Annotated in this window: 15 protein-coding genes and 1 pseudogene; 9 read left to right on the forward strand and 7 right to left on the reverse strand. The window is 64.9% G+C overall.

Annotation, left to right across the window (positions count from 1 at the left end; all coding sequences use genetic code 11):
* Window positions 1-105: 105 nt before the first annotated feature.
* A complete protein-coding gene (locus AC3WLX_RS21500) occupies window positions 106-813 on the forward strand; it encodes a GntR family transcriptional regulator (protein WP_492337492.1) in 708 nt (235 codons plus the stop codon).
* Between the two features lie 55 nt (window positions 814-868).
* Here the strand turns inward: AC3WLX_RS21500 and AC3WLX_RS21505 are convergent, their stop codons facing one another.
* Complete coding sequence (locus AC3WLX_RS21505; RefSeq protein ID WP_492337493.1) at window positions 869-1,561, reverse strand: TetR/AcrR family transcriptional regulator; 693 nt, start codon at window positions 1,559-1,561, stop codon at window positions 869-871.
* Between the two features lie 112 nt (window positions 1,562-1,673).
* Between AC3WLX_RS21505 and AC3WLX_RS21510 the strand changes: the two genes are divergently transcribed.
* Genes AC3WLX_RS21510 through AC3WLX_RS21520 form a run of 3 tightly spaced genes read left to right on the forward strand, consistent with a single transcriptional unit; the run spans window position 1,674 to window position 7,472 of the window.
* Complete coding sequence (locus AC3WLX_RS21510; RefSeq protein ID WP_492337494.1) at window positions 1,674-3,257, forward strand: efflux transporter outer membrane subunit; 1,584 nt, start codon at window positions 1,674-1,676, stop codon at window positions 3,255-3,257.
* A complete protein-coding gene (locus tag AC3WLX_RS21515) occupies window positions 3,254-4,369 on the forward strand; it encodes an efflux RND transporter periplasmic adaptor subunit (RefSeq protein ID WP_492337495.1) in 1,116 nt (371 codons plus the stop codon). The genes AC3WLX_RS21510 and AC3WLX_RS21515 overlap by 4 nt, the downstream gene beginning before the upstream one ends.
* A 46-nt stretch (window positions 4,370-4,415) precedes the next feature.
* Window positions 4,416-7,472 (forward strand): efflux RND transporter permease subunit, encoded by a 3,057-nt coding sequence (locus AC3WLX_RS21520; protein WP_492337496.1) that lies wholly within the window; start codon window positions 4,416-4,418, stop codon window positions 7,470-7,472.
* A gap of 290 nt (window positions 7,473-7,762) precedes the next feature.
* Here AC3WLX_RS21520 and AC3WLX_RS21525 read toward each other — a convergent pair whose 3' ends face one another.
* A complete protein-coding gene (locus AC3WLX_RS21525) occupies window positions 7,763-8,035 on the reverse strand; it encodes a hypothetical protein (RefSeq protein ID WP_492337497.1) in 273 nt (90 codons plus the stop codon).
* Between AC3WLX_RS21525 and AC3WLX_RS21530 the strand changes: the two genes are divergently transcribed.
* The gene (locus tag AC3WLX_RS21530) at window positions 8,027-9,523 is read left to right on the forward strand and encodes a CYTH and CHAD domain-containing protein (protein WP_492337498.1); all 1,497 of its coding nucleotides are present in this window, start codon (window positions 8,027-8,029) and stop codon (window positions 9,521-9,523) included. The genes AC3WLX_RS21525 and AC3WLX_RS21530 overlap by 9 nt on opposite strands.
* 117 nt (window positions 9,524-9,640) lie before the next feature.
* Here AC3WLX_RS21530 and AC3WLX_RS21535 read toward each other — a convergent pair whose 3' ends face one another.
* From AC3WLX_RS21535 to AC3WLX_RS21550, 4 genes are all read right to left on the reverse strand, one after another.
* Window positions 9,641-10,264: a transglutaminase-like cysteine peptidase gene (locus AC3WLX_RS21535; protein WP_492337499.1), complete on the reverse strand. Its 624-nt coding sequence runs from the start codon at window positions 10,262-10,264 to the stop codon at window positions 9,641-9,643.
* Window positions 10,265-10,594: 330 nt separating this feature from the next.
* Window positions 10,595-11,206, reverse strand: a complete 612-nt coding sequence (locus tag AC3WLX_RS21540; protein ID WP_291631901.1) for a PilZ domain-containing protein — start codon at window positions 11,204-11,206, stop codon at window positions 10,595-10,597.
* 143 nt (window positions 11,207-11,349) lie between these two features.
* A complete protein-coding gene (locus AC3WLX_RS21545) occupies window positions 11,350-12,591 on the reverse strand; it encodes an MFS transporter (RefSeq protein WP_492337500.1) in 1,242 nt (413 codons plus the stop codon).
* 219 nt (window positions 12,592-12,810) lie between these two features.
* Window positions 12,811-13,731, reverse strand: coding sequence for an acyl-CoA desaturase (locus AC3WLX_RS21550; protein WP_492337501.1), 921 nt, complete (start codon window positions 13,729-13,731; stop codon window positions 12,811-12,813).
* A 169-nt stretch (window positions 13,732-13,900) separates the two neighbouring features.
* Between AC3WLX_RS21550 and AC3WLX_RS21555 the strand changes: the two are divergent.
* Window positions 13,901-14,238, forward strand: a pseudogene (locus tag AC3WLX_RS21555) (alcohol dehydrogenase catalytic domain-containing protein); the annotation flags it as partial.
* Here AC3WLX_RS21555 and AC3WLX_RS21560 read toward each other — a convergent pair.
* The gene (locus AC3WLX_RS21560) at window positions 14,229-15,548 is read right to left on the reverse strand and encodes a DUF2254 domain-containing protein (protein ID WP_492337502.1); all 1,320 of its coding nucleotides are present in this window, start codon (window positions 15,546-15,548) and stop codon (window positions 14,229-14,231) included. The pseudogene AC3WLX_RS21555 and the gene AC3WLX_RS21560 overlap by 10 nt on opposite strands.
* A gap of 293 nt (window positions 15,549-15,841) precedes the next feature.
* Here AC3WLX_RS21560 and AC3WLX_RS21565 point away from each other — a divergent pair, with 293 nt between their 5' ends.
* From AC3WLX_RS21565 to AC3WLX_RS21575, 3 genes are all read left to right on the forward strand, one after another.
* Window positions 15,842-16,993 (forward strand): zinc-binding dehydrogenase, encoded by a 1,152-nt coding sequence (locus tag AC3WLX_RS21565; protein WP_492337503.1) that lies wholly within the window; start codon window positions 15,842-15,844, stop codon window positions 16,991-16,993.
* Between the two features lie 236 nt (window positions 16,994-17,229).
* Window positions 17,230-18,660: a pyridoxal phosphate-dependent decarboxylase family protein gene (locus AC3WLX_RS21570; RefSeq protein WP_492337504.1), complete on the forward strand. Its 1,431-nt coding sequence runs from the start codon at window positions 17,230-17,232 to the stop codon at window positions 18,658-18,660.
* 295 nt (window positions 18,661-18,955) lie between these two features.
* Complete coding sequence (locus AC3WLX_RS21575) at window positions 18,956-20,896, forward strand: DEAD/DEAH box helicase (protein ID WP_492337505.1); 1,941 nt, start codon at window positions 18,956-18,958, stop codon at window positions 20,894-20,896.
* Window positions 20,897-20,942 lie beyond the last annotated feature (46 nt).

Genomic DNA, 20,942 nt, shown 5'->3' on the forward strand with positions numbered 1-20,942 from the left:
TCTCTGCACACAAAACGGGCGCAGATTGTATAAAGTTTCGCCTGTGATTGGATACAGCTCGTCGACTACCATTCGGTCGAACGTCGCCGATCGAGCCTCACACCAATGGCCGCCAAGACCCACCCGAAATCCGATGCGCCAGATGCGAGCGATCGCGTCAGCCGTATCCGGGAGGGCGTAACCGCCGCGATCCTCGAACATCGCCTGCTGCCGGGCACGAAGCTCGGCGAGGACGAGATCGGCGAGATCTACGGCGCGAGCCGCACGCTGGTGCGCACCGCGCTGCAGCAGCTCGCGCATGAGGGCATCGTCAGCATCGAGAAGAACCGCGGCGCCTTCGTCGCGCGCCCGACGCCTGCCGATGCCCGCGAAGTGTTCGAGGCGCGCCGCCTGATCGAGCCCACCATCGTCGACCATGCGATCGACGCGGTCTCGCCGGCCTGGCTCGATCGCCTCGGCCAGCATATCGCCGAGGAGCGTGAAGCGGAATTGCGCGGCGATGCGCGCGCCTCCGTCCGCCTTTCCGGCGAATTTCACCGTCTCCTAGCCGAGATGAGCGGCCACACCATCTATCTCGGCTTCCTCAAGGAGCTGATCGCGCGTTCCTCGCTGATCATCCTGCTCTACCGCCGCCACGACACGCCGGCTTGCGGCACCGATCATCACGCGGCAATCGTCGCGGCGATTGGAGGGCGTGACAAGCAGGCCGCCCGCGCGCTGATGCTGTCGCATCTCACCGAGATCGAGGCCGAACTGTTCCTGAAGGATCCCTCGGCCGACGAGTTGCGGCTCGCCGACGTGCTCGGTGCGTGAGCTGCTTACGCATGATCTTTCCGGACAACCGCTTCGTACTTTTCCGGATTATGCTTTAACGGCGTGCAGATGTCGTCGCCGGCTTTCGCCGCAGCTGCTTCGCGGCGGCGGGACGTCGCTCATACGCCGCCAGAAACACGTTGATGCCGTTCTCGATCAGCGCGCGATGGCGAGCTGGGCTCGGTGTCTTCATCGAGAGAGCCCATTTCAGGATTTCCTTGCCCTGGATCAGGCTGAGAAACTGAGTCGCAGCCATGGCGACGTCGGGAACGTCGACGAGCCCCTGCGCCTGCGCCGCACGAAGGAAGGCAGCAACTTCGGCGTCGCAGCGCTCCGGGCCCGACTTCATGAAGACCTCCGCCACGCGCGGATAACGCGAAGCGCAGGACATCACGAGTCTGTGCACGGCGAGCCCGCGCGGATCGAGAAAGGCTTCGAGGAACGTCGTGCCGATGGCATGGAGTTCTGCCCTGAGGTCGATCTTGCCGCCATGGTCGCGCCATAGCGTCTTCGGCCCGAAGCGCTTGCACTCCTCATTCACGAGCGCGAGCAGCAGATCGTCCTTGTCGTCGAAATGAACGTAGAGCGTAGCCTTCGAGACCCCGGCCTCGCGCGCGACCGCGTCCATGCTGGTGGCATCGAAGCCGTGATCGAGAAACAGAACGCGAGCGCTGTCGAGAATTTGGCTGTGCTTGGCCCTGGCGCGCGGTTTCTGACTCGTATCCGCCGGCTCTTTGGTCTCTCGCATCTGCGCCCTATGCACTGTCCTGGTCATCGACCCGTAACCCCACGGCTTGACTTTTGGTTCCAACCTGCAACATACAGCCTCCCGGACAAAAACTAAACGGTTTAGTTCTTTGATGGCTCATCTTCCAGGTAGGCCCAGGCACGTTCCCGTCGTCGCAGGAGGTTGGGCGCGGGCCTCGGCCTGGGCCGGCGTCTCGCTCTGCGGTGCGCTGCTCGCATCATGTGCCGTCGGACCGGATTTTGTGTCGCCGGCCGGACCGGCGGTGAGCGGCTACACACGCGAGCAGCGGCCGGGCGCCACCGCGAGCGCGCCGACGGCCGGCGGCAATTCGCAGGGCTTCGAGACGGGCAGGGACATTCCCGGCGCTTGGTGGGCGCTGTTCAGGTCGCGGCAGCTCAACGCCTTCGTCGAGGAGGCCATCCGCAATCATCCCGACGTGCAGGCGGCGCAGTTCGCCTTGCGCTATGCGCGGGAGAATGCGCTGGCGCAGCAGGGCAGCCTGTTTCCGCAAGTGTCCGGCAGCGCCTCGGCGGAGCGAGATCGGGTCAGCACCTCGCAGTCGGGACAATGGCCGGCGCAGGCCTCGACCTACACGCTCTACAACGCCTCCGTCAGCGTCTCCTACGCGCTCGACATCTGGGGCGGCACCCGCCGCTCGGTCGAGGCGCTTCAAGCGCAGGCCGACTATCAGGGCTTCAAGCTCGAAGCGACCTATCTGGCGCTGACGGCGAACGTGGTGACCGCCGCGATCACGGATGCTTCGCTGCGGGATCAAATTCTCGCGACGGAGGAGATCATCAAGGCGGATTCGGATCAGCTCGCGCGCATCCAGCGCCAGTTCGAGATCGGCGCCATCGCGAAAGCGGACGTGCTGTCGCAGGAGGCGACGCTGGCTCAAGCCAAGGCGACGCTGGCTCCGCTGCAGAAGCAGCTGGCGCAACAGCGCAATCAGTTGATGGCCTATCTGGGACGGCTGCCGAGCCAGGACCGCGGCGAACACGTCCGACTGGCCGATCTGCGCCTTCCGGGGCGCCTGCCATTGTCGCTGCCTTCGACCCTGGTGCGTCAGCGTCCGGACATTCGCCAGGCCGAGGCCACCCTGCATCAGGCGACGGCGACGGTCGGCGTCGGCATCGCCAACCTGCTGCCGCAGCTCACGCTGTCCGGCAGCTACGGTGCCACGGGGCCCGAGCGGCTGTTCTCGCCGGAGACGATCGTTTGGAGCGCGGCCTCCAGCGTCAGTCAGAAGATCTTCGACGGTGGAACGCTTTACCACACCAAGGAAGCGGACGTGGCGGCGTTCGAGCAGGATCTCGCGCTCTACAAGAGCACGGTCGTGACCGCCTTCCAGAACGTCGCCGATTCCCTGCGCGCCATTCAGTACGACGCCGCAGCGTTGAAGGCGCAGGCCGCGGCGGAGAAGGCGACGGCCGATAGTCTTGCGATGGCGGTCGAGCAATTCAAGACCGGCGCCGTGCCTTACGCCAACATCATCAACGCGCAGCAATCCTACCTGAACGCGCGGGTGTCCCGCATCAAGGCGCAGGCCACCCGCTTCACCGATACCGCCGCGCTGTTCCAGGCGCTCGGCGGCGGCTGGTGGAATCGCGTGGACGAGACGCCGGACGCGCTGCCGCGCGCCAATGCCGGTTACTTCGCCGGCAGCAACAAGAAGACCGAGGACGCGTTGCGATGATGAAGCGGATGACAATCATGCTGTGCGGGATGGCGGTCCTGTTCGGCGGCCTTTACGGATTCCAGACCTTCAAGGAGATGATGATCAGGAAGGCGATCGGCGCGTTGGCCAACCCGCCGCAGACCGTCTCCACGGTGGTCGCGGCGGACGCGCCCTGGCAGTCGAGCCTGAATGCGGTCGGCTCGCTCCGGGCGGTGAACGGCGCCGATCTCGCACTCCAGGTCGCCGGCATCGTGCAGAGCATCGAGTTCTCCTCGGGCGACAGCGTCGCGGCTGGGCAGACCCTGCTGTCGCTGGTGGCGACCGACGACGTCGCCAAGCTGCGCTCGCTGCAGGCGACGGCCGAAAACTACGCGATCGTGCTCAAGCGCGACGAGGAGCAGATCAAGTTCAGCGCCGTGAGCCAGGCGACGGTCGACAGCGACAAGGCCAACCTGAAGAACGCCCAGGCGCTGGTCGAGCAGCAGAAGGCCCTGCTCGAGCAGAAGACGCTGAAGGCGCCGTTCTCCGGCCGTCTCGGCATCCGCGCCGTCGATCTCGGCCAGTACCTGTCGGCGGGTACCAGCATCGTCACGCTCCAGAGCCTCGATCCGATCTACGTCGACTTCTATCTGCCGCAGCAGGCGCTGGCCTCGATCCGGATCGGGCAGGACGTGACCGTCGCCGTCGACGCCTTCCCGGCCGAGCGCTTCACCGGGCAGATCACGGCGATCAATGCGAAGATCGATTCGGCCAGCCGGAACGTCCAGGTCCGTGCCACCTTGCGCAACGGCGAGGCTCGGCTGCTGCCCGGCATGTTCGCCAAGGTCGAGATCGCCGTCGGCAGGCCGGAGCAGGTCGTCACCGTCCCGCTCACCGCAATCGTCAACAATTCCTACGGCGATCTCGTCTACCTCGTCGATGATCTCCGCGACGGGCAGGGCACCGCGCGGCAGATGTTCGTCAAGTCCAGGCCGCCGAAGGGTGATCGCGTTGCGGTCAACGAGGGCATCAAGCCGGGCGAAACGGTGGTGATCGCCGGCCAGCTCAAGCTGCGCAACGGCAGTCCCGTCAAGATCGACAATTCGCACGTGCCGCAGGCCGAGGCCGCGCCGAACATCGTCGACCAGTAGTTTCGCGGCGGCCGCTGCCGTCAGCAGAGAGAACGAGCCAATCCAGATGCGTTTCACCGATATCTTCATCCGCCGGCCGGTCTTGGCGCTCGTGGTCAGCGCCCTGATCCTCGTGCTCGGCCTGCGCTCGATGGCGACGCTGTCGATCCTGCAATACCCGCGCACGCAGAACGCCATCGTCACGGTGAGCACCGCCTATGCCGGCGCCGATTCCGACATCATCGCCGGGTTCATCACGACGCCGCTCGAAAACGCCATCGCCCAGGCGAATGGCATCGACTACATGACCTCGAGCAGCGTCACCGGCTCCAGCACCATCACGGTCAATCTGCGGCTGAACTACGATTCCGGCAAGGCGATGACGGAGATCAACGCCAAGGTCAATTCGGTCCTCAACCAGTTTCCGACCGGGACGCAGCAGCCGACCCTGACGCTGAAGGTCGGCCAGACCATCGACGCGATGTATATCGGCTTCGCCAGCGAGGTGCTGGCGCCGAACCAGATCACCGACTATCTGACGCGCGTGGTGCAGCCGCGGCTGCAAGCCGTCGCCGGCGTGCAGACCGCCGAGCTGCTCGGCGCCAAGAAGTTCGCACTCCGGGCCTGGCTCGATCCCGACAAGCTGGCCTCCTACGGCCTCACCGCGAGCGACGTCTCGACGGCGCTCTCGGGCAACGATTACATCTCCGGCCTCGGTACGACCAAGGGCAGGCTGGTGCAGGTCGATCTTGCCGCCTCGACCAACCTCCATTCGCTGGAGCAGTACCGCAACCTCGTGGTCAAGACCGTCAACGGAGCCATCATCCGCCTGCGCGACGTCGCGAACGTGACGCTCGGCAACGACGATTACGACAGCGAAACGAAATTCAACGGCAAGACGGCGGTCTATATCGGCATCCAGACGGCACCCACGGCCAATCTGCTCGACGTCGTCAACGGCGTGAAGGCGGTGCTGCCTGACATCAAGGCGCAGCTTCCGAACGGTCTCGTCGGCGAGGTGCTCTACGACTCCACCGACTTCGTCAACTCCTCGATCGACGAGGTCGTCCATTCGCTGGTGGAAGCGGTCTTGATCGTGATCGTGGTGGTGTTCCTGTTCCTGGGCTCGTGGCGATCGGTCCTAATCCCCGTGATCGCGATCCCGCTGTCGCTGGTCGGAACATTCGGGCTGATGCTGCTGATGGGCTTCTCCATCAATCTGCTGACGCTGCTGGCGCTGGTGCTCGCGATCGGTCTCGTCGTCGACGACGCCATCATCGTGGTAGAGAGCGTGCACCGGCTGATCGACGAGGGCGTCGCGCCGGTCGAGGCCGCGATCGAGTCCGCACGCGCGCTGGCGAGCCCGATCATCGCCATGACCGTGGTTCTGATCGCGGTCTACGTGCCCGTGGGATTCCAGGGCGGCCTCACCGGCGCGCTGTTCACCGAGTTCGCCTTCACGCTCGCAGGCGCCGTGACGGTGTCTGCGGTGATCGCGCTGACGCTGTCGCCGATGAACTGCGCCTGGCTGTTGCGCAAGACCGAGCGCGATGCAACGAACTGGGAGGCGCGCCTGGTCCGGACCATCGACCACGTGCTGGAGTGGCTCTCAGGTGCCTATCGCCGCCGGCTGGAGGCAGTCTTCACCATGAAGCCGGTCGCGGCCGTGTTTGCGCTGCTGTTGCTGGCCGGCATTCCCTGGCTCTACACGACCTCGACCAGCGAGCTCGCGCCCGATGAGGACCAGGGCGTCGTACTCTCGTTGACCACTTCGGCGCCCTCGGCGACGCTGCAGCAGCGGCAGTTCTACAGCCAGCAGATCTACGATCTCGTCGCCAAGCGCTCGGAAACGAAGACCCTGTTCCAGATCGACACCCCGACCCAGGCGATCGGCGGCTGGGTGCTCAAGCCCTGGGACCAGCGCAGCCTGACCACGAAGACGCTCCAGCCGGATTTCCAGGCCCTGCTGAACACCATCGCCGGAACGCGCTCGGTCGCCTTCCAGCCGTCGCCGCTGCCGGGCAGCAACGGCCTTCCGATCCAGTTCGTGATCGGCACGACTGGATCCTACAACGAGCTCGACCGGGTCTCGCGCGATTTCATGGTGCGGGCGCTGGAGAGCGGCCAATTCATCTTTCTCGATACCGACCTGAAAATCGACCGGCCCCAGACGCTGGTCGCCTTCGACCGCGACAAGGCCGGCGATCTCGGCCTGAAGATGAGCGATCTCGGCGGTGCGCTCGCGACCCTGCTTGGGGGAAACTATCTCGATTATTTCAGCCTGGACGGCCGATCCTACAAGGTAATTCCTCAGGCCAAGCAGAACGATCGGCTTACGGCAGACCAGCTGCTGGGCTACTACATCAGGGCGAGCGACAATTCGATGGTGCCGTTGTCGACCGTCGCCCATCTCGAGAACAGGACCGTTCCGCAATCGCGCAATCATTTCCAGCAGATCAACGCGGCCACGATCTCGGGCGTGGCGATGCCGACGGTGTCGATGGGCAGCGCGCTGGCCACGCTCAAGGATCTCGCGAAATCGCTGCCGGCGGGCTACACGATCGACTTCGGCGGTGCCTCGCGCCAGCTTGAGCAGGAATCCGGCGGCTTCGTCACGACGTTCGGCTTCGCCGTCATCATCATCTTCCTGGCGCTCGCCGCTTTGTTCAACAGCTTCCTCGATCCCGTCGTCATCCTGGTCTCGGTGCCGATGTCGCTGGCCGGCGCGCTGATCTTCATCAGCCTCGGCATCGGCGGCGCAAGCCTCAACATCTATACCCAGGTCGGGCTGCTCACGCTGATGGGACTCGTCAGCAAGCACGGCATCCTGATGGTCGAAGTCGCCAACGAGCTGCGCGCGGCGGGGAAGGGGGTGACCGAGGCGATCATCGAGGCGGCGACGATCCGGCTGCGGCCGATCCTGATGACGACCGCGGCGATGGTGCTCGGCGTCGTTCCGCTGATCACGGCGAGCGGCGCAGGCGCCGTCTCGCGCTACAACATGGGGCTCGTGATCGCCACCGGTCTGTCGATCGGAACGCTGTTCACGTTGTTCGTCGTGCCCGTCGCCTACGTCCTGATCACGCGGCCGGCCGCGGCGCGAACCGAGCCGGTTCACGCATAGTTCGAGACCCAGAAAGAATTTCTCGGGCCGCATGAACCGAGCTCGGCGATGCGTTCATTTCGATTCGAGGACTGCTAGAGTTCCTCGCAGGTACGGCCATTCGTCTTACGCGGCGCCGAATGAATCGAAACCCCGCGCCCAATTGTGACACTCCTCCTCGATACCAGCGGTTGAGATGTCGCATGTGGACGATGATGCGTTGCGACGCAAATTGACAATTCCTCGCGCGGCTTATCCGCTATATCTTCGCGCTCTGTCATCAAACTGTCACGTTGCCCTTCATGCTGAAGTCAGATCCCATGCCGGCCCTGAAAACTCCGGGCGCGCCGGATAGGAATCAGCCGCCGAAGGAGAACAAAAGAGCGCCCGTCGTCGCCGGCTTCCTGAGGCAGACTGAACCGGCAGGGCCAGAAGCGGAGTCGGGGCACAAGGACGCCGTGCGTGATCGGACGCCAGCGCGAAGAGCGACGCCTGATCTGCAACCAGCTCAGCCGGGCAGCGCCGCTCATCCTGCCGGTGAAATCGAGCTCAAGCTGCTCGTCGATGCCGATGGCATGGCGCATCTCGCATCTGCGCCGGTCATCGCGGCGAACGCACGCAACAAGGGCACGCGCAAACGTCTCAAGTCCGTCTACTACGACACGCCCGGGCGCGCGCTTCGTCGCGCCGGCCTGAGCTTGCGCGTCCGCCAGAGCGGCACGCGCTTCGTGCAGACCGTGAAGACCGAGGTTGCGGACGATCCGTTGCGTCGTGGCGAATGGGAGGCAAGCGTGCCCTCGCTTGCGCCCGATCTCGCTTTGGCGATGCCCTTCATTCCGGAGAAGCTGCGCGAGCGGCTCGAAGCGCAGCCGCTCGAGGCGGTGTTTATGGCCGATGTGCATCGGCACACGCGCATCGTGGACCTGCCGTCCGGCACGGTCGAGGTCGCCTTCGACCAGGGCGGGCTGACGGCCGGCGACCGGTCGGTTCCTGTCAGCGAGATCGAGCTGGAGCTGAAGGGCGGCAGCGCGAGCGCGATCTACGAGATCGCGCTGCGCCTTGCGGAGCACGGAACGGTAAAGCCGTCCATCCGCAGCAAGTCCGCACGCGGTTTCGACCTTGCCGCGGACCAGCCGCCGTCGGCACCCCGGCCGCGCAAGCTTCGCCTCGATCCCTCCATTGCGCTCGACGAGGCCTTCGCGGCGATCCTGCGCTCCTGCTTCCTTCACCTGCTGCAATCGCTGCCGGCAGCCGAGGACGGTCGCAATCCCGAAGGCGTGCATCAGCTGCGCGTCTCGCTGCGCCGGCTGCGATCTGCGCTCGACCTGATGCGATCGGTCGGCGCGCTCGGCAACCTCGATGCGCTGCGCTCGGAAGCCAAATGGCTGGCGCAAGGCCTGTCTGCCGCGCGCGACTGGGACGTGTTCCAGCTCGACACCTTGCCGGCGATCGCAAAAGCATGTCCATCCGTCGCGGGCTTCGATGCGCTCGCGCGGGTCGCTGCCGAGCGTCAGGCGGACGCCTATCGCAAGGCCCGCAATGCGCTCGACGATCGCCGCTGCGCCCTTTTCCTGATCGGTCTCGGCGGCTGGATCGAGACGCGCGGCTGGCGCAACGGAGTGGCGCCCGAAGATCTCGGCCGGCTCGCCGAGCCCGCCGTCAATTTTGCGGAACGCGTCCTGTCCGAGCAGCATGCGAAGGTGCTGAGGCGCGGCCGTCGCTTCAAGTCGCTCACGGTCGACGAGCTCCACCGGGTGCGGCTCGCCGCCAAACGGCTGCGCTATCTCAGCGAGTTCCTGCTGCCGCTGTACGAGGATCGCAAGTCCGCGCGAAAATTCGCGCGCCGGCTCGCCGGCTTGCAGGAGGAGCTCGGCGTCTTCAACGACATGGCCGTGACGGCCTCTTTGCTCGACGGGATCGGCGCTGAAGATCGCGACAGCACCATTGCGGCGGCGGCGATCGCCGGCTGGCAGGCGCGAGCGTCGATCGGCGTGCAGCAGGCGCTGCTGGATAGCTGGCGGGATTTCACCGCCGCGCGCGTGCCCTGGTCGCGCGAGGGCCAGCAGAGCTGATCGCGCATCCCCGAAAAAGTTGCGGCCAGGCTTTGGGGGAAGCCTGGCCGCGCGCGAACCGGTCTGGGACGGGGAGGGGTGGGGATGTGACCGGGTCGCGGGTCCTGTTGTCTTGCCTCAATCTCTTGCACTGGCGGTGGAGACCGCCGGCTTGGTATCGCCGAGCGAGACCCAGACATTGGGATCGCTCTGCGACTGGCGCTTGACGAAGCGGTAGCCGGTCTCCGTCCAGGCCAGGACGTTCTCGTTCTGATTGTCGAGAACGAACTCGCCCTTGTCGGTCTTCACCGTCAGCACCGCATGCCCTTCGCCCTTCTTGTCGCGCACGACGGTGATGAGCAGGGCCTGGCGCGGCCAGCCGGCATCCATCAACATCTTGCGCTTCAACAGCACGTAGTCTTCACAGTCGCCGTAACCGTCCGTCGGCAGCGACCACTTCTCGATCACGCCCCAGTGGTCCTGGTCGGTCAAAGGCTTGACGGTCTCGTTGACCCAGCGATTGACCTTGACGAGGTCGCGCCAGACGGCCTGCGACATCACGATGTCGCGCGGCTGCATCGGCGTGCCCTGGCACTGAGCAGCATTGTCCGCGCAGAACTCGACCCAGCCGATCGGCGCACGCGTGGTGTCGCCGAGGCTCGCGTAGAGCAGACGGCTTTCGCCGGCCTGCGCTGCCGCGCTGATCCCGAAGAGCATGGCGACAATCGCCAGCTTCTTCCCCTGTCCCCTGAAGTCAAACATTGCGGCCCCCGTTTCTTGTTGGGACCACATTTCGCACGGAGCTTTTGAGCTGCCGCTAAGTCAGCCAAGTCAAATCGAGGCGAATACGAGTAAAAGCTGCGGCGAATTCGATCTATACTTGAATCGAATTCTCATAAAATTTGAAACGACTGCAATTGATTCAAGTTTTATCGATTAACGCGCAAAGGCTGGCGGAACCGCCATTTCATCCACAAAAGGGCCGCGCGTTAACCCGCGCCGGAGAGCCTGGGCGACATGACAAAGGCGGCGTCCGCGTCACGGAGGCCGCCTTCGGCGCTGGAAATCCGGGCGTTTTCGCGTCCTTGCGCTTTACCGCGCGGTAACGCTCTCTTCGAGAGTCTCGATCGGCTGCGCGTGCAGGAATTCCAGCGCGAAGCCGTCTTCGAGGTTTCGGACCACGCGACCCTGGACCCGGCCGAGGAAAACGGTCGATCTCAGCGGCGGGCGGTTTTCCGCGGCGATCGCAGCGCCGGACAGCGAGAGGTCGATGATGCGGCAGGTCATCTTGGTGCCGTCCTCGAGCGTCAGCACGGCGATCGGGTTGCGTGGCACGATACGGTCGTGACGGCGGTCCTCCGGCAAATTGAGGATGTCGCGGTTGGCGAGCCAGGTCAGCTGGGCCGCGAGCTTGTCGCGCTTCCTCGGCGTCGCCCCGATCGTCATGGCAAAGCCGTTGTCGATGATGCGGGTGATCTTGCCCTCGACGCGGCCGATATGGTCGAGATAGGCGACCACCCGGTCGCCGACATTGCCGATGCCGGGGGCGAGCAGGGCGAGGCCGCCCGGCGACATGTTGATCACCTGGCAGGGAAATTCGCGGCGGTCCGGCAGCATGTAGCGGCCGAGCAGGTGCACCTTCACCCGCTGGAAGCGCCGACGCTCCTCGGCGGCCGGAAGAAACTTTTTGTTCGCCAACGCCATTTTCAACACCCGACCCCCCGCCCGGGCGGAGTCCGGCACGACCCTAAGGTGCATAGGGTTAATGCCGCGTTAGGATCGGGCGCGGCGGCAACGGACAGACACAATGCGTTTGAAAAGCCACACCCCGAGGCGGCGCCCGCCGCTCAAGCCGGTTGCGCCGCGCGCAGTTGCAGCAAGAGCAGCAGAGCCAGCAGCACCGCCGCCGACAGTCCGAGCGACCAGTGGATGCCGATCGCCGCGCCTGCTACCCCGACTGTGATGCCGCTGAAGGCCCGCATGCCCAGCCCCGCCATATTATACAGGCCGACCACTCGCCCGCGGATGTCGTGCGGCGCGTTCAGCTGCACCAGCGCCTGCGCCATCGTGTTGAAGGAGAGCTCGAAGAAGCCCGCGAAGAACAACAGCGCGATCGCGACCGGATAGATCGGCACCAGCGCGAAGCCGAGCAGCGCCACGCTCCACAGCATCGCGAGCGCGATCGCGGTGCGCGGCGTGCCCTTGAGCCGCCCCCAGGATTCCAGCGCGATGGCGGCGAGCACTGCGCCGGCCGCATCGGCCGCGAGCAGCACACTGTAGGAGACGCCGGGATCGCCATGACCGAGATCGCCGGCAAAGCCCGGCATCTGGGCGTGATAGGCATTGCCGATCATGAAGGAGGTCAGGCCGGCGAGCCACGTCATCGCCGTCAGCACCGGCTGGGTGCCGATCGCTCGGATGGTCAGCACGATGTCGGCAAGCCCGCGCACGGCGAAGCGCCGCGCCGCCGCGCTCCTGTCGCGCACCGGCGCCCAGAACAGCCAAAGCAGCATCGGCAGGTAGAACAGCGTGTTGAAGATGATGCCGTGCGAGGGGCCGAGCGTCAGCATGATGATCCCGCCCACCGCAGGCCCGACCAGGATGCCGAGATAGCGCGCCATCGCGTTCAGCCGCACCGCGCTGGGAAGATCCGCAGGCGCAACGAGGTCGTAGAGCAGGAGCTGGTTCGGCGTCTGCCAGAGCACGCCGGCGCAGCCATGGATCACCAGGAGCAGCATGGCGTGCCACATCTGGATCGTATCGGTGAGGAAGAAGAAGCCCCATCCGGCGGAGGCAATGATGAACAGCAGCATGCCGCACTGGATGATGCGGCGCGGATCGAACCGGTCGGCAAGCCCGCCCACCGCGACCGAGAACAAGAGGAACGGCAGCCAGTGCGACAGCACGGCGAAACCACCCAGCGTCGGCGACTGGAATTTCTGGAACACCACCCAATAGCTGATCACATGCTCGATATTGTCCGCCATCATCGCCAGCACGTAAGAAGCGAACTGGAGACGGTACGGCACGGACTTCATCGCCGCAAACGATCCGGATGCGGCCACGGGATTTTGGGGGAGGGGATTCACGGGATGACCTGAGGTGAGACTCGTGGCGCCTTACACGTTCGCCGGTCGACGCTCAAGACAATTGGGTGTGGTTGAAGATCAGCCATGCTGGCTGGCCACATGCTCAGCCGTCATCCTGAGGTGCGAGCAAAGCGAGCCTCGAAGGATGAGTTGCAGGCGCCCGTGGCTAATCCTTCGAGGCTTCACCCTTGCGATGCGGTGCATCGCAAGGCTGGGACCTCAGGATGACGGTTGAGCTTGTGGCAGCAGACGCAAGCCGGGCCGTTCCGTCAGGTTGTGCGGCGTCCTGACATTCCACGCCAGCCCGACAGCCTCAAGCAATCGGATCAGCCACCAGCCGGGATCGACCTGTCCTGGCAACAGTCCAAGCTTGGCCGAGCCTGGATAGGCGTGATGGTTGTTGTGCCAGTTCTCGCCCATGCTGATCAGCGCGGCGAGGCGGACATTGTAGCCTTGGGCGGCGACGCCATCGACGACCCAGGTCTGATCGCCGCTTGTGTGGGAGAAGTGCCCGACCAGCCAATGGCCGGTGACGCAGACGCTGACGCGCACGCAAATGCCCCAAACCAGCCAATCCAGTCCGCCGATTGCAAAGAAGAGGAGGGCCCACGGCAATTGCTGAAATGTCCATGTGCGTTCAATGAATGCATAGAATCGGTCACCGGCAAGCCGCGGTTCGAGCTGAAATCTTGGCGGATGGCGCAGCACCAGCCGGCAATGCAGTTGCCACCAGGCATCGCGCCAGAAGCCGGCGCCGTGGCGGGAATATTCATGGCACGTGGGCTGCCGCTGCGCCCAGTCGCGGACATCGTGCAGACGGATCATGCCGAGCGGCCCGGCCATGCCGACGAGCGTGCCGAGATAGACGAAGAGATGTTCGAGCCAGAGCGGGCAGTCGTAGCTCGCATGGATCAGCTTGCGATGCATGCCGACGGAATGTCCGCAGCACAGCGTGACGGCACTGGTCGCGATGAAGAGAGCGAAGGCCTGCCAGGAGAAGGTGATCGGACCGAGCGCGATGGCCGCTGCGGTCATGCCCGCGAGCCACACCGATTTCGCCGGCGCCCATTGCACGGTGCCATCCAGCGGATCGGTGTCAGGCGTGACGACAATTCGTTCAGAGCCCGGTTGCAAATCCATGGTCTGATCCCGGCAGAATTCCGAAGCAGGCGATGCTGGCGCACGTGCAACCTGCGGATACAGCTGCCGCGTGTCAACGGGGGCGCTGCTATTTGCAATGTCGCGTACTGTCATAGGCTGAGTGCGCCCGCATCATCAGAACACAACAAGCGGGCAGCGAGGAGGCACCATGGAGCAAATCCGCGTCTGCACCCACGCAGGGCCGGGCAGTGAACCCGTCATCCGCACCGTTCCGTGGCCTAAGGTCGGCCGCAAGGCCGCGCTGATCAAGGTCGGCGCCTGCGGGGTCTGCGGCACCGATCTGCATATCCTGAAAGGACATTGGCCGAAGCCGCTGCCGTGGCCGCGCCGTTCACACTGGGGCACGAGATCGGCGGCGTCATCGTCGAATGCGGCGACGAATTCACCGAGGACTTCATGAGCAAGCCGCTTCCGGTCGGCTCGAAGGTGATGATCCCGCCGCTGATGCCCTGCGGCCATTGCTACCATTGCATCCCCTATCCGGAGCGGGGACCGGCGAGATAGTGTTCGGGACCGACCTTGATGACCTGTGCGAAGTCGAAATAGCGTCGTTCGATGTCTTCGAGATCGTTTGGAGATGCTACGCTGCGCCGGGCGTCGGCAAGGACGAGCTCTGCATGACGGTTGAGAACGTGCATGCGGGCCGTGTCCCGTTCGCAGCTGGCGACCTGGGTCAAGGCCCTCAGCAATTGGATCAGCACGGCCGGCGTTCCTGCTGCGCTCTGCCTGATCATATGGAACATGGTGTTCACAAGCTGATCGTACTGGATGCTCGGCACGTAGAGCGCGAGGCGCCCGCCCCGATGGAACACGCCGGTCGGCAGATGGCGCTGGCTCAGGCTGCAAAGGGTGGCGCCAAGCCGGTCAACAACGCTGATCGCGGTATGGGGATCGTTGATTCCCGGCGAAAGCGCGCGCACGGCGACCTCGACGAGCTGTCGGACCGCGAAGCGCAAGTCCAAAGAGCTGTTACGCTCCTTCGCAATCACGCTTCGCTCCCGGATCGCTTCCTCGACGCCGTCCGGCGCAGGCTTGGTCAGAGCAATCGGCGCGCCCGGGGCAACGAAATCGCCGATGCCCACGAGCAGACGAATGACGCAGCCATGTTCGGCCGCCCAGGAGGCAAGGCCCTCATCGTCGATCCGCTCCAGATAACCGCGCCTCGTGTCGGTCACCATCCGCGCACCCAGCCAGAATTCAGCAGACGGTGGCTCGGTCTCGCGCTTGTCAACGGTCAACCGTTCGATCGCATCGTCCAGATCTTCCGTGACGAGCTCCAGCACCGTGTCGACATTGATGCGCGAGGCCATGTGACCGATGAAGTACACCATCGTACCGACGCAGGCGATGCCGAGCGCGATGCCGACGGTCAACCCCAAATGCGGGACGAAATTGCCCTCTGCCTCCGTACGAATACTCCTCAGGGCGATCAGCGCATAGCTGAAGGTTCCGAGCAAGACTCCGAGCGTAACCTGATTACCGCGATCACGCGTGAAGTTGTGCAGCAGCCGCGGGCCCATCTGGCCCGCCGCGAGCGACAGCGCGGCGATGGTGATGGAAAACACGGTGCCGGCGACCGTGATCGTGGACGAGGCGATTGCGCTGAGAAGACTTCGTGCACCGGCGGCTCCGCCGTCGTAAACCCAATGCTGGAGCAAGGCCTTCGGTAGCAGGTCGCCGTGGTCAAGCTGGACGAGGCCGTAGCCGCCGAAGAGTCCGAGCGCAACGAGCAAGCCCGGAATGGGCCAGAATGAGCCCGCCAACCTGTCTGCCAAAGTGCGTAGCCGGACCAGCATGGCGGGTGTTTTTCGGGACTTTCGGCGGAGATGATTTGAGTGAGTTCCATATCCAACAAAGCCGTTTGGCAATGGTTCCGCGTCAGCGCCTCATCGCCTCCGCAGCGACTGGTCCTCCCGTCTTGTCGTCGTCTTGCAGCCCGGACGAGCGCCGCGACAACCGGGGCCGCTGCCCCGCATGTTGCTTTGCTCGTGTGGGCTACGAGACTGCTCGCTTGGCACCACCGCACATCTCACATACGCTTGTCGCCAGCCCGCACCAATCATAACAGACGGGCAGCGAGGAACGCATCATGGAGCACATCCGCGTCTGCACCCACGCCGGTCCCGGCTCGGAGCCCGTCATCAAGACCGTGCCGTGGCCGAAGGTCGGCAGGAAGGCCGCGCTGATCAAGGTCGGCGCCTGCGGGGTCTGCGGCACCGATCTGCATATCCTGAAAGGACATTGGCCGAAGCCGCTGCCGTGGCCGTTCACACTGGGACACGAGATCGGCGGCGTCATCGTCGAATGCGGCGAGGAGTTCACCGAGGACTTCATGAGCAAGCCGCTTCAAGTCGGCTCGAAGGTGATGATCCCGCCCTTGATGCCGTGCGGCCGCTGCTATTACTGCATCCATTATCCGCAGACCGCGAACAAGTGCCTGACGCCGGTCTATTACGGCCGCTATCTCGGCTTCGACAAGGCGCCGCATATGTGGGGCGGCTGGGCCGAATATGTCTATGTCGATCTCGAGATGCTGCCGGGCACCAAGATCTACAAGCTGCCCGACGACATGTCGCTGCGCCTGGGGGCGCTGTCGGAGCCGCTGACCTCCTGCATCCGCGCCTTCAACCGGGCCAGCCGTGCCGGCGGCTTTTCGTGGGGCGATACTGTCGTGATCCAGGGCTCCGGCCCGATCGGCATTTTGGCGGTCGCCGCCGCAAAGGAAATGGGAGCAGGGCGCGTGATCTGCGTCGGCGCGCCGGAGGCGCCGCGGCTCAAGCTGGCGCGCGAGTTCGGCGCGGAGGCGACGGTGAACATCGAGGAGCTGAAGTCGCCCGAGGCGCGCATCGCGCGCGTGCGCGAGATCGTAGGTCACTTCGGCGCCGATCTCGTGATGGACTGCTCGGGCCATCCGACCGCAGGCCCCGAAGGCATCGAGATGCTGCGCGACGGCGGCACCTATGTCGAGATGGGCCAGTTCACCGACGCCGGCTCGATCGACACCTCCTGGCACCGCATCTGCACCAAGGACCTCAACGTGCTGGGCTCCTGGGGCTTCACCGGCAACGACCTGCCGCTCGGCGTCGACATGCTCTACCGCACGGCCGGCAAATATCCGTGGCTGAAGATGCAGACGATCTATCCGTTCACGGAAGAGGGCGTCGCGCAGGCGGTGAGGGACGCGATGGCGATGAAGACGGTGAAGTCGACCATCGTGCCATGGCCGGAACTGGTGGAATGACGACGCGTAGCCCGGATGAGCGAAGCGATATCCGGGGGCTTGCTGATGACTCCCGCATGTCGCTTCGCTCATGCGGGCGACGCGTCAACGATAGACGCAAGTCCTCACGACCCGGGCCACGAAATCGCCCAGATATTATTACACCAAGTGCGACGTAAGTTCGGCTTGATGCGAGTTCTGAAATGACTGGTCTTGCGGCATCACGAACGTCGTCCGCGGCGGCCAAAGAGGCCTGAATGACGCCCGAGGAATTCCGAAAACGAGGTCACGAAATCATCGACTGGCTGGCGGACTATCACGCGAAGATCGCAGACTATCCGGTCCAGCCTGCGACACAGCCGGGTGATGTCAAGGCGATGCTTCCGGCCTCCCCGCCGGTCGAAGCCGAGGGGTTCGATGGAATCATCGCTGATCTCGATTCCGTTGTTCTCCCCAACATCTCGCATTGGCAACACCCGCGATTCTTCGGCTACTTTCCCTCCAATTCGCTCGGATCCGGTATCCTCGGCGATTTGGTGAGCAGCGGACTTGGAGTGCTGGGCCTGTCCTGGCAGTCATCCCCCGCCGTAACGGAAATCGAGGAGGTCACGGTCGACTGGTTCAGGCAGATGGTTGGCCTGTCTTCCGCCTGGTTCGGCGTGATCAATGACACTGCGTCGACAAGCACCTTGGTTGCTCTGCTGTGCGCCCGGGAGAAGACGACGGGCTTTTCGCTCGTTCGCCGAGGCCTGCAAGCGGAGCCGAAGCCGTTGACCGTCTACACGTCGGCAAGCGCCCATTCTTCCGTCGAAAAAGCGGCGCTGCTGGCGGGTTTCGGCCGTGAGAATGTCCGCATGGTCGATGTCGACGCCGATTTCGCGATGCGGCCAGGAGCGCTCGAAGATGCGATCATCGCGGATAGTCGCGCTGGTTTCACCCCATGCGCGATCGTCGCGGCAGTGGGCGGGACCGCCACCGTGTCCATTGATCCGATCTCGGAGATCGCGGGCGTCGCGCGGAGGCATGGCCTATGGCTCCACGTCGATGCTGCCATGGCCGGGAATGCGATGATCTTGCCGGAGCTGCGGTGGATGTGGGACGGCATCGAGGACGCCGACAGTGTGGTGATCAACGCGCACAAATGGCTCGGCGTCCCCTTTGACTGCTCGCTCTATTTCGTTCGGGACGAACCTCACCTCCTCAGGGTGATGTCTGCCGACCCGAGCTTCCTGCAATCTCAGGCCGACGAGAAGGTCCGCAATCTGCGTAACACCGGCATTCCTCTCGGAAGGCGGTTCAGGGCGCTGAAACTCTGGTTCGCCATTCGGGAGCAGGGCGTTTCCGGGTTGCAAGCCAGGTTACGGCGCGACATTGCCTTGGCTCGAGATCTTCGGTCGAAAGTCGAGGCAACACCGGGCTGGCACGTCATCGCGCCCGTCGCTCTGCAAACCGTCTGCATCGTGAACCGGCCAAAGTCTGTGCCTTCCCATCGTCTCGATGATTTCACGCGCGCGTGGGCGCATGCAGTGAATGCCTCCGGTCAAGCTTATGTCACGCCCGCCATCGCGGCGGGGCATTGGATGGTCCGCGTCTCGATCGGCACGATCTCCACCGACGCGGTCGATATTGAAACGGCCTGGCGTTCGATACAAGAAGCGGCCGCCGCCCTCGTTCCGGAGTTTTCTTGAGCGGTCGATGGATCGTCGCATCCCGGGGGCACATTGGTGTGTGCCGGACCGACAGTCGCTAAGGCGCGGTGTATGGGGCGTTCTGTATCCAGAACGAGTAATGGCAGCAATCCTGCAACCCCTGGGCGCGGTGCTTTCCCGTAAGCCATGCAACATAGGCATGGTGATTTCCCCGCGCTTGGCGTAAAGAGCATCCAAATCAAATCGCCCGTGTTGCTGGCCAGCTGCCGCGCACGCGAGCTCAGGCCCGCCGGTTTACCGTTTGCGCGCCTGAATTAACCAAGGTTTCCATCCCGTGTCTCTTCCGGCCCTGACCCCGCCGCTCGCCCGCGCTTTGGCCGAGCGGAATTACGATTCACTGACGCCCGTCCAGCTTGCGGTGCTCGCCCACGAAGCCGCCGGCCGGGACCTGCTGGTGTCGGCCCAGACCGGCTCCGGCAAGACCGTCGCCTACGGACTCGCGATCGCCAAGAATCTTCTCGATGACGCCGAGCAGTTCGGACCTGCGGCCGCTCCGCTTGCCCTGATCGTCGCGCCCACCCGCGAGCTTGCGCTTCAGGTCCAGCGCGAGCTGGCCTGGCTCTACGGGCGCGCGGGCGGGCGCGTCGTCTCCTGCGTCGGCGGCATGGACCCCAGGCGCGAGCAGCGGGAGCTCGCCGCCGGCGCGCACATCGTCGTCGGCACGCCCGGGCGGCTGTGCGACCATTTGCGCCGCGGCCGTCTCGACATCTCCGAGCTACAGGCGGTCGTGCTCGACGAGGCCGACGAGATGCTCAATCTCGGATTTCGCGAGGACATGGAGTTCATTCTCGAGACCACGCCGGAGGCGCGCCGCACCCTGCTGTTCTCGGCGACCTTTCCGCGCGGCATCGTCGCGCTGGCGCGGCAGTATCAGCGCGATGCGTTCCGGATCGAGGTCGCCGGTGACGAGGGCGGTCACGCCGACATCGAGTATCGCGCGATCCGCATCGCGCCCGCCGACGTCGAGCATGCCGTGGTCAACGTGCTGCGCTTCTACGAGGCGCCGAGCGCGCTGGTGTTCTGCAGCACGCGCGACGCCGTCCGGCACTTGCAGGCGGCCCTCCTGGAGCGCGGCTTTTCCGTCGTCGCGCTGTCGGGCGAGCTGACCCAGAACGAGCGCACCCTGGCGTTGCAGTCGTTGCGGGATGGACGCGCCCGTGTCTGCGTCGCGACCGACGTCGCCGCCCGCGGCATCGACCTGCCGAGCCTCGACCTCGTCATCCAAGCCGACCTGCCCAACGACGCCGAGGTGATGCAGCACCGTTCCGGCCGCACGGGACGTGCGGGCCGGAAGGGGACCAGCGTCATCCTGGTGCCGCCGGCGCGGCGGCGGCGCGCGGAGCTGCTGCTCGATCTCGCAGGCGTCGAGGCAGTCTGGGGCACTGCGCCGCAGGCGGACGAGATCCGCAAGCTCGATCATGCGCGCATGAAGGACGTGCTGTTCACGGAGGAGACCACCGCCGACGATCTGGCTTTGGCGCAGGCGCTGCTGGCCGAGCGCTCGGCGGAGGACATCGCCGCGGCGCTGGCGCGGCTATACCGGGCGCGGCTGCCGTCGCCCGAGGACATCATCGATCCCGGCGAGCGAACTTCCCGGCCGCGCGAGGAGCGTGGCCGCGACAGGTTTGAAAGCGGCGACGATCGTCCCGCAAAACCTCGCGCCAAGTCCGCAAAGGCATCGTCGAAGCACGGCATGGCCGAGGGCAGCGTCTGGTTCCGCGCCGCGATCGGGCGGCGCAAGAATGCGGAGGCGCGCTGGCTGCTGCCGATGATCTGCCGCCGCGGCGGCATCGACAAGCGCGACATCGGCGCCATCAAGATCATGGACACTGTCACCGAGTTCGAGATCTCCGAGCGGGCCGCGGAATCCTTTGCCGCCAAGATCAAACGTCCGGACAAGGAAGACAGCATCCGCATCGAGCCGATGGCGGACGCCCCGCAGCACCAGGCGCCGGAGGGACGCTCGGACGCGCCGCGCCGCGAGAGGAACGATGGCGACCGTCGCGAACGCCGCGACGAGCGCCCGCGGCAGGCGCCTGAATTCAAGCCACGCGGCAAACCGCCCGGCGAGCGCGGCGCGAAATTCGACGATGCGCCGTCCTTCGCAAAGAAAAAGAAGCACCGCGACAAGCAGGCCCGCGCGGAGCCATCGGTCACGCCCTGGCCCGCGAAGGGCTCACCGGGAAAGAAGATGAAGAAGAAGCATCGCGGTTGAACGCCCCGACGGACGGCAAGGATGCCGCCGGATTGCACCGGCGGCA

The sequence above is a fragment of the Bradyrhizobium sp. FW305-F6 genome, assembly GCF_058782905.1.